The following is an 8,109-nucleotide window of genomic DNA, read 5'->3' as shown; positions in this document are numbered from 1 at the left end:
TTAATGACTCCCTGAGCGCCGACCGCCCACCCCCGATGGTCCAGCCCCGTTTCCTGTCACGCCTCACCCTGCTGGCGGCCACGGCAGGTCTGCTGACCTCCTGCACCGGCACCCGTCTGGCCCTGCCGGGGATGCGCCAGCCCGAGCAGCCCCCCATCAGCGATGCGGCGCCCGGACCCTCCCTGCAACCGAGCAGCTCGGTGATCGTCGATGCCGTCGAGAAGGCCGGTCCTGCGGTCGTGCGCATCGATACGGTCAAGCGCACCGTGAACCCCCTGGGGGGCATCTTCGGCCGCGGTCCGGCCATCCAGCAGCAGCAGGGCCAGGGATCGGGCTTCATCACCCGCTCCGACGGCGTGCTGCTCACCAACGCCCACGTGGTTGAGGGGGCCAGCGAGGTGAGCGTCACCCTCCCCGACGGCCGCAGCTTCACCGGCAAGGTGCTCGGGGCCGACCCCCTCACCGACGTGGCGGTGGTGAAGGTGGTGGCCTCCAAGCTGCCGGTCGCCACCCTGGGCGACTCCAACAAGGTGCGGCCAGGCGAATGGGCGATCGCCATCGGCAATCCCCTGGGCCTCGACAACACGGTGACAGCCGGGATCATCAGCGCCATCCAGCGCACCAACGCCGTGGGTGAGGGTCAGCGCGTGCCCTACATCCAGACCGACGCAGCCGTGAACCCCGGCAACAGCGGCGGTCCCCTGATCAACGACCGGGGCCAGGTGATCGGCATCAACACCGCCATCCGCCAGGCGCCGGGGGCGGGCCTGAGCTTCGCGATCCCGATCAACACGGCCCGCCAGATCGCCGCCCAGATCCTGGAGCGCGGCTACGCCAGCCACCCCTACATCGGGGTGCGCCTGCAGGCCCTCACCCCCCAGCTGGCCAAGGAGATCAATGCCACCACCAACGAGTGCCGCCTGCCGGAGGTGAACGGCGTGGTGGTGGTCGAGGTGATGGCCAACAGCCCGGCGGCCCGGGGCGGCCTGAAGCCCTGCGACCTGATCGAGAAGGTGGGCGACAAGGCGGTGAAGAACGCCTCGGAGGTGCAGCTGGCCGTCGACCGGGGCAAGGTGGGCGAGCCGCTGACCATCACCGTGCAGCGCAACGGCTCCCGTCAGAACCTCACCGTGCGTCCCGCCGAACTGCCGCGCGAGGGTTGAGACCACCGCAGGGCCTGGGGACCGGCCCCCCCCAGCTGGTGATGCTGGCCCGCTGGCCGGCGCCGGGTCGCTGCAAGAGCCGCCTCGTCCCCGGCGTGGGGACCGGGCGGGCGGCCGCGATCCAGGCCCGCCTCACCCAGCACGGGCTGGCCGCCGCCGCCGAAGCCCGCCGCGCCATGGCCGCCTCCGGCGCCAGTGGTCGCCCCGGGGCTGGCCTGCGGCTGGTGCTGGCCACCAGCGGCCTGGCCCCCGGGGCGGCGGCCCGCTGGGGACACCGGCTCGGTGTCGACCGGGTGGTCGACCAGGGGCCGGGCAGCCTCGGCCTGCGGATGCAGCGCCAGATGCAGCGCGGCTGGCGGGAGGGGGCCGCGGCGGTGGTGCTGATCGGCAGCGACCTGCCGGAGCTGGCGGCCGACGACCTGCTGGCCGCGTTCCGGGCCCTTGAGCACAGCGCCCTGGTTCTGGGCCCCGCCGGCGACGGGGGCTACTGGCTGATCGGCCGGCGCCGGGCGACACCCCAGGTGTTCAGCGGCCTCGACTGGGGCAGCGACCGGGTGCTGGAGCAGACCCTGCAGCTGGCCCGGAAGGCGGGGCTGAGCACGGCGCTGCTGGCGGAACGCCACGATCTCGACCGCCCCGCCGACCTGGACCGCTGGCGATGAGTCCGCCCCTGAGCGTGGTGATCGCCGCCCTCAACGAGGCCCGGGGCCTGCCGATGCTGCTCGCCGATCTGGCCACGGCGCCGGCCCTGGTCCGGGAGGTGCTGGTGGTGGATGGGGGCAGCCGGGACGCCACCCCGCGGCTGGCCGCCCTGGCCGGCGCGCTGGTGCTGCGCGAGGGGGGCGGCCGCGGCGGGCAGATGGCCGCCGGAGTGGCCCGCAGCACGGCCCCGTGGCTGCTGCTGCTGCACGCGGACGTGCGCCTGCCGCCGGGATGGGCCGAGGCCCTGGCCGCCGCGATCGGCGACGGTGCCTCCACCGCCTGGGCCTTCCGGCTGCGCATCGCCGGCGACGATCCGGCCCTGCGGCTGGTGGAGCTGGCGGTGGAGCTGCGCAGCCGCTGGCGCCAGCTGCCCTACGGCGACCAGGGGCTGCTGCTGGCCCGGCACCTGCACGACGCCGCCGGTGGCATCGCTTCGCTGCCCCTGATGGAGGACCTGGAGTTCCTGCAGCGGCTGCGGCCCCTGGCCAGGATCGCCCTGATGGCACCGGCCCTGCGGGTCAGTGGCCGGCGCTGGCGCAGGCTGGGGGTGTGGCAGACGATGCTGGCCAATGCCCGCCTGCGGCGCGACTGGCGCCGCGGCATGCCGGTGGAGCAGCTGGCCGCCCGCTACTACGGCCCCGGGCCTCAGGGGGCATACCAGAAGGCGCAGCGGCGCTGCAGCGGCTCCAGCTCCCAGCCCTGAGCGGCGTAGAAGCCCACCACGTCGGGGTCGGCGAACAGGCTCACCCGGTCGATGCCCATGCCCCGAAGCTGCTCGAGCACGTAGTCCATCAGCTCCTTGCCCAGGCCGGCCCCCTGGTAGCGGGGATGGACCGCCACATCCCAGACGGTGGCCTCCACCACCCCGTCGCCGGTGCAGCGGGCGAAGCCCACCAGCCGCGGCAGGCGGGCGTCATGGCGCCAGAGCCCCACCTGGAGCAGGCTGTGCTGGAGGGCCTTGCGCACGCGCCGCAACGGGCGGCGGCTCCAGCCCACCGCGTCGCAGAGCGCCTCGAGCTCGATCAGATCGATCGGCCGCGCCTGGCTGAGCACCAGCTCCAGGCTGGGGTTGGGGCAGGCGCAGAGGCGGTGCCCCGGCCCGTAGAGGTCGGTCATCAGCGGAAGGGTCCCGGGCACGGCGAGAGGGCTACGCGTTCTGAAGATCCTGACGGATGCCGGCCGGACTGCGGCAGGGTGGGGGATTGACGCGGCAACCCTCCTGGGCGTCCCCTTCACCGGCTCCGATCGGACCCAGGCGGCGCCGGCATCGGTGACGCCCGTGTCCCCCCTGCTGGTGGGCGTGCACGGCTGGTTGCTGGCGGGGCGTCTGTGGCACCCGCTGCGGCAGGAACTGGCGCCCCGCTGGACGCTGTGGTGCCCCGACCTGCCCGGGTTCGGCGCCAGCGACCGGCCCAGGGGATTGCAGGCCAGCCTGGCCAGCTATGGGCGCTGGCTGGCGGAGGCCGTCCAGCGGGAGGCCGCCGGGCGACCGGTGGTGCTCCTGGGCCACTCCCTGGGGGGCAGCGTGGCGCTGCATGCGGCGCCCCTGCTGGGGGGGCAGCTGCGGGGCCTGGTGCAGATCGCGGCAGGGGGCGGTGTGTTCCAGCCCCGCCCCTTCGCCCGGGTGCGTCGGGGCGGGGCCGCCTTCGTCCGCTGGCGGCCGGCCTGGCTGGCCCGGCTGCCCGGCACGGGGGCGATCCGCAGCCCGCTGCTGGCCGACGACCGCGCCGCCCGGGGACTGCTGGCCTGCAGCACCAACCGGGGCGCCGTGCGGCAGCTGCCGAGGCTGGCCGCGGCGCTCACGGTGCCCAGCCTCTGGATCGCCGGCAGCCGCGACCAGGTGATGGAGCCCCGCTACGTGCGTCATCTGGCCGGCTACAGCCCCGACCACCAGCTGGCGATCCTCTCCGGGGTGGGCCACCTGCCGATGGTCGAGACCCCCCGCGAGCTGGCGGCCCTGATCGACGCCTGGCTGGAGGACGACCTGGCCCTGCCGGCCCAGCCGTCCGGGCCTCAGAGCGTGGCCAGTCCCTTCTCCTGCAGTTCCGCCAGCTGCGCGTAGAGCCCGCCGACGGCCCGGAGCTCCCGGTGGTTGCCCTGCTCGATCAGGCGGCCGCGGCGCAGCACCAGGATGCGGTCGGCCGCCTCGACGGTGGCCAGGCGGTGGGCGATGACGATGGCGGTGCGGCCGCTGAGCAGGGTGTCCAGGTCCCGCTGCAGGGTGGCCTCGGTGGAGGGATCCATGAAGGCCGTGGCCTCGTCCATCACCAGCACCGACGGGTCGCGGATCGCCACCCGCGCCACCGCCAGCAGCTGGCGTTCGCCGGAGGAAAGGTTGCCGCCCCGCTCGCGCAGCTCCGTGGCCAGCCCATCACCCAGCCGGCCCAGCAGGGGGCCGAGGCCGAGGTCGCCGCAGAGGCGCTCCAGATCGGCCTCACTGATGTCGGCATCGAGGCGCAGGTTGTCGGCCACGTTGCCGCTGAACAGGAACGTGTCCTGCAGCACCACCCCCAGGCGCCGGCGCAGGGTGGCGATCGGCAGTTCGCGGATGTCGACCCCATCGAGGCGGATGGTCCCCTGCTGGGGTTCGTAGAGCCGGCAGAGCAGCCGGATCACCGTGGTCTTGCCGGACCCGGTGGGGCCCACGATCGCCACGTGCTCGCCGGGGGCGATCCGGAAGGAGAGATCGGTGAGGATCGGGTCGTCGGGGCGGTAGGCGAAGGAGACGTTCTCGAACTCCACCTCGCCGGGGCTGAACCGTTCGGCGCCCGACACCATGGCGGCGGCGCTGCGCTGGCTGGTGGGCAGATCGGCGATCTCGATCGGCTGCTCGAGCAGCTCGCCGATGCGCTCCACCGCCGTGAGCCCCCCCTGGATCTGGGTGAAACGCTCCGCCAGCTGCCGCAGGGGGTCGAACACCCGCTGGGAGAACAGGATGAAGGTGGTGAGGGTGCCCAGACCCATGGCGCCGCCGGTGACCATGGCGCCACCGAGGGCCAGCACCAGCGCGACGGCCGCCAGGGCCACCCACTCGATGAAGGCGGAGATGGCGCTGTCGTAGAAGATCGTGCCGGTCACCGCCCGGCGGTAGGCGTCGGTGGTGTGGGAAAAGCGCGCGCCGTTGACGGCCTCGCGGCGGAACATCTGCACCACCTCCAGGCCCTGGAGGTTCTCCTGCAGGTCGGCGTTGAGCTGGCCCAGCTCCTCGCGCACCCGGTAGTTGGCCTTGCGGTAGCGGCCCTGCAGCCAGAGCACCCCGAGGGTGACGGGCACCTGGCTGACGAGCAGCAGCAGCCCCAGGCGCCACTCGATGGACAGCATGGTGAGGCCGATCACCAGCAGGGTGACCAGATCGGAGAGCACCCCCACCGCGCCGCTGCCGAAGACCTCGGCCAGGGCATCCACGTCGCTGGTGAGGCGGGTGAGCAGCTTGCCCACCGGCGTGCGGTCGTGGAAGCGCAGCGACAGGGCCATCGCATGGCGGAACAGGTCGTCGCGGATGCGCGCGGTGAGGCGCTGGCCCACCACCTGGACGTTGTACGTCTGGGTGCCCTGGAGGGAGAGGCGCAGCAGCACCGCCGCCAGCAGCATCACCACCAGCACCCGCAGGGCCGTGGGCACCGGCAGGGGGGCCAGCCAGGGCAGCACCGCCTCGCCCCGGAGCTTGGAGATCACCTGGCCCACCAGCAGCGGCTGCACCGAGGCCGCCAGGGCCAGGGGGATGAGCAGCAGCAGGGACAGCAGCAGCCGCTTGCGATCCCGGCCGAGATAGGGCAGCAGGCGCCGCAGGCGCTGGCGGTCGAGGCTGCTCATGGGGAGGGCACCGGAGCGGGCCTCCGGGCGGTGGCGATCCGCTCCACCAGACCCTGGAGAGCGCCGTCATCGAGGCGCAGGGCCAGGGGGTGGCCGATCAGGCGGGCGGTGCTGCTGAACAGATCCTCGATCGCCACCAGTCCGTTGTCCCGCAGGGTGCGGCCGGTGGCCACAAGATCGACGATCGCCTCGGACATGCCCGTGATCGGACCGAGCTCCACCGAGCCGGTGAGGTGGATCAGCTCCACCGGCAGGTCCAGCTGCTCGAAGAAGGCTTCGGCGCAGCGGGTGAACTTGCTCGCCACCCGGCAGTGGGCCGGCAGGTCCGCGGCCCGGCGGTAGCCGCTGCTCGCCTTCACCGCCACCGCCATGCGGCAGCCGCCGAAGCCCAGATCCACCAGCTGGGCCACGGGCAGCTGGTGCTCGCGCAGCACGTCGTACCCCACCACGCCGAGCTGGGCCTGGCCGTAGGCCACATAGACCGGCACATCGGCGTTGCGAACCAGCAGGGCCCTGGCCGTGCCGCAGCGGCTGGGCACCATCAGCAGGCGGTTGTCCTCCTCCAGCAGGGCGGAGAAATCCAGGCCGGCCGCCTGGAAGCGGCGCACCGAGTCCTTCAGCAGGGCGCCCTTGGCGAGGGCGACGGTGATCGGGGACCGCTGGTTGGCGGTGATCATGGAAGCCAGCAGCAACCTGGACTGTAACGATGCCGGATCACGCCGAAGCCACCGCCGAAGCCGCACTGCAGGTGGCGTTGCTGCCGGTGCTGCGGGACAACTACCTGTTCGTGCTCCACGACGGGCGGCGGGCCGTGCTGGTGGATCCGGCGGTGGCGGAGCCGGCGATCGCCTGGCTGAAGCAGCGGCAGCTTGAGCTGGTGGCCGTGCTGCACACCCACCACCACAGCGATCACATCGGCGGCACCCCCGCCCTGCTGCGGGAATGGCCCCGGGCCGAGGTGGTGGCGGCCCGCGATGACCGGGAGCGGATCCCCTTCCAGACCCATGGGGTGGCGGACGGCGATCGCTTCACCCTGCTGGGCCAGCCGGTGGAGGTGCTGGCGGTGCCGGGCCACACCCGCGCCCACATCGCCTTCCACCTGCCCCTGCAGGGGGAGCTGTTCTGCGGCGACACCCTCTTCGCCGCCGGCTGCGGCCGGCTGTTCGAAGGAACCCCTGAGCAGATGCATCGTTCCCTGCAGCGGCTGGCCGCCCTGCCGGAGTCCACGCGGGTGTGGTGCGCCCATGAGTACACCGAGGCCAACCTGCGCTGGGCGGCGGCGCAGCGGCCGGGGGACGGGGCCATCGCCGAACGGCTGGCCGCGGTGCGGCTCACCCGCTCCCGGGCCGGAGCCACGATCCCCAGCAGCATCGGCGAGGAGCGCCGCACCAACCTGTTCGTGCGGGCGGCGGATCCCCGGGAACTGGCCGAACTTCGCCGCAGCAAGAATGACTGGACGGACTGATGATCAAAGCCGGATTGGGGCGAGAAGGGTGACGCCTCAGTGCAGGAATGTGTTGCATATCACAAGTCAATGGCCGCCTTGCCAGACCATGGCACAACCCAGGTAAGGTCACCGAAGTCAAGTTCCAGCGGTCATGACGCAGACGGCTTCAATCCGATCGGACGATGTCCTGGAGTCCGATGGTGCCATCAAGCTGCGCAAAGTTATACTTTCCGGTCGTCTCGACATGCTGGGCATGGAAGAGATTGCCCTGAAGCTCACATCGCTGACGGCCATCAAACCATTGCCGGTCATTCTTGACCTTCGTGACGTCAGTTTTCTGGCCTCCATCGGCATTCGCAGCATCATCTCCAGTGCCCGTGCCCTGGATCAGAAAGGCGGCCGCATGGTGCTCCTGCTGGGCACCAACGAACTGGTGAAGGCCACGCTGGAGTCCACCGGGATCGACGACGTGATTCCGATGGTCTCCGATGAGGATCAGGCCGAACGGGACGCCCTGGCCAGAGGCTCGATCGATGGCGCCACCCCAGCCTGACGCCCCCACCCTCTCGGTGCAGCCCAGCCCCCAGGAGCTGCGGCGCTGCTCCGAGTGGCTCACGGAACACTGCCGGAACCAGGCTGTCCCACCCGGGCCCACCGGCAAGCTCGACCTCTGCCTCAACGAGGTCCTGGCCAACCTGATCGACCACGGCGGGGCGGCCCATTTCAGCTGCCCGGTGGATCTGACCCTGGAGTTGGCCGATTGCGGCGACCGGAGCCTGGCCACCCTCACCATCGTCGATGCCGGCCCGGCCTTCGATCCCCTCAGCGTCAGCCGCGGGCCCCTGCCCCGCACCCTTGCGGAAGCCGAACCCGGCGGACTCGGGCTGCTGCTGGTGAATCGTTTCATGGATGAACGCAGCTACCGCAGGGCCGGGGACAGGAACGTGCTTAAGCTCGGCATCTACTTTTCAAAAGACCCCTGAT

General features: G+C 72.1%; 10 protein-coding genes. 7 read left to right on the top strand and 3 right to left on the bottom strand.

Annotated elements, in window-relative coordinates:
- Positions 1-35 precede the first annotated feature (35 nt).
- From CYAGR_RS16200 to CYAGR_RS16190, 3 genes are read left to right on the top strand one after another with little or no spacing between them, the layout of a single operon-like run.
- Positions 36-1,163 carry a trypsin-like peptidase domain-containing protein gene (locus tag CYAGR_RS16200; protein ID WP_015110934.1) on the top strand — a complete coding sequence of 376 codons (1,128 nt, stop codon included), beginning with the start codon at positions 36-38 and terminating at the stop codon, positions 1,161-1,163.
- Positions 1,160-1,825 (top strand): TIGR04282 family arsenosugar biosynthesis glycosyltransferase, encoded by a 666-nt coding sequence (locus tag CYAGR_RS16195; RefSeq protein ID WP_015110933.1) that lies wholly within the window; start codon positions 1,160-1,162, stop codon positions 1,823-1,825. Before CYAGR_RS16200 ends, CYAGR_RS16195 begins: the two co-directional genes overlap by 4 nt.
- Entirely contained in the window at positions 1,822-2,568 is a 747-nt protein-coding gene (locus CYAGR_RS16190) for a TIGR04283 family arsenosugar biosynthesis glycosyltransferase (protein ID WP_015110932.1), read from the top strand. Before CYAGR_RS16195 ends, CYAGR_RS16190 begins: the two co-directional genes overlap by 4 nt.
- On the opposite strand, the gene CYAGR_RS16185 is transcribed toward CYAGR_RS16190, so the two are convergent.
- Entirely contained in the window at positions 2,511-2,981 is a 471-nt protein-coding gene (locus tag CYAGR_RS16185; RefSeq protein WP_043326032.1) for a GNAT family N-acetyltransferase, read from the bottom strand. The genes CYAGR_RS16190 and CYAGR_RS16185 overlap by 58 nt on opposite strands.
- 154 nt (positions 2,982-3,135) lie before the next feature.
- On the opposite strand from CYAGR_RS16185, the gene CYAGR_RS16180 reads away from it, so the two are divergent.
- Positions 3,136-3,927 (top strand): alpha/beta fold hydrolase, encoded by a 792-nt coding sequence (locus CYAGR_RS16180; RefSeq protein ID WP_015110930.1) that lies wholly within the window; start codon positions 3,136-3,138, stop codon positions 3,925-3,927.
- Here the strand turns inward: CYAGR_RS16180 and CYAGR_RS16175 are convergent.
- Together CYAGR_RS16175 and hisG are read right to left on the bottom strand one after the other, a co-directional pair.
- Positions 3,879-5,678 (bottom strand): ABC transporter ATP-binding protein, encoded by a 1,800-nt coding sequence (locus CYAGR_RS16175; protein ID WP_015110929.1) that lies wholly within the window; start codon positions 5,676-5,678, stop codon positions 3,879-3,881. The two genes, CYAGR_RS16180 and CYAGR_RS16175, sit on opposite strands and share 49 nt — an antisense overlap.
- Entirely contained in the window at positions 5,675-6,355 is a 681-nt protein-coding gene (hisG, locus tag CYAGR_RS16170; protein ID WP_043327500.1) for an ATP phosphoribosyltransferase, read from the bottom strand. The genes CYAGR_RS16175 and hisG overlap by 4 nt, the downstream gene beginning before the upstream one ends.
- A gap of 29 nt (positions 6,356-6,384) precedes the next feature.
- On the opposite strand from hisG, the gene gloB reads away from it, so the two are divergent.
- The 3 genes from gloB (at position 6,385) to CYAGR_RS16675 (ending at position 8,108) form a co-directional block, all read left to right on the top strand.
- Positions 6,385-7,143: a hydroxyacylglutathione hydrolase gene (gloB, locus tag CYAGR_RS16165; protein WP_015110927.1), complete on the top strand. Its 759-nt coding sequence runs from the start codon at positions 6,385-6,387 to the stop codon at positions 7,141-7,143.
- A 133-nt stretch (positions 7,144-7,276) separates the two neighbouring features.
- Entirely contained in the window at positions 7,277-7,678 is a 402-nt protein-coding gene (locus CYAGR_RS16160) for an anti-sigma factor antagonist (protein WP_015110926.1), read from the top strand.
- Complete coding sequence (locus tag CYAGR_RS16675) at positions 7,659-8,108, top strand: ATP-binding protein (protein WP_015110925.1); 450 nt, start codon at positions 7,659-7,661, stop codon at positions 8,106-8,108. The genes CYAGR_RS16160 and CYAGR_RS16675 overlap by 20 nt, the downstream gene beginning before the upstream one ends.
- The last annotated feature ends 1 nt before the right edge of the window (position 8,109 follow it).

Origin of the sequence: Cyanobium gracile PCC 6307 (assembly GCF_000316515.1) — a bacterium.
Lineage (GTDB): Bacteria > Cyanobacteriota > Cyanobacteriia > PCC-6307 > Cyanobiaceae > Cyanobium > Cyanobium gracile.
The sequence above is the reverse complement of the archived record's forward strand: the minus strand, read 5'-3'. Positions and strand labels throughout refer to the sequence as shown.

Bases quoted from the DNA above. Each gene is read 5' to 3' on its own strand.
- CYAGR_RS16160 (WP_015110926.1), top strand. From the start codon at position 7,277: ATGACGCAGACGGCTTCAATCCGATCGGACGATGTCCTGGAGTCCGAT.
- CYAGR_RS16190 (WP_015110932.1), top strand. From the start codon at position 1,822: ATGAGTCCGCCCCTGAGCGTGGTGATCGCCGCCCTCAACGAGGCCCGG.
- CYAGR_RS16185 (WP_043326032.1), bottom strand. From the start codon at position 2,981: ATGACCGACCTCTACGGGCCGGGGCACCGCCTCTGCGCCTGCCCCAAC.
- CYAGR_RS16675 (WP_015110925.1), top strand. From the start codon at position 7,659: ATGGCGCCACCCCAGCCTGACGCCCCCACCCTCTCGGTGCAGCCCAGC.
- hisG (WP_043327500.1), bottom strand. From the start codon at position 6,355: ATGATCACCGCCAACCAGCGGTCCCCGATCACCGTCGCCCTCGCCAAG.
- CYAGR_RS16200 (WP_015110934.1), top strand. From the start codon at position 36: ATGGTCCAGCCCCGTTTCCTGTCACGCCTCACCCTGCTGGCGGCCACG.
- CYAGR_RS16175 (WP_015110929.1), bottom strand. From the start codon at position 5,678: ATGAGCAGCCTCGACCGCCAGCGCCTGCGGCGCCTGCTGCCCTATCTC.
- gloB (WP_015110927.1), top strand. From the start codon at position 6,385: ATGCCGGATCACGCCGAAGCCACCGCCGAAGCCGCACTGCAGGTGGCG.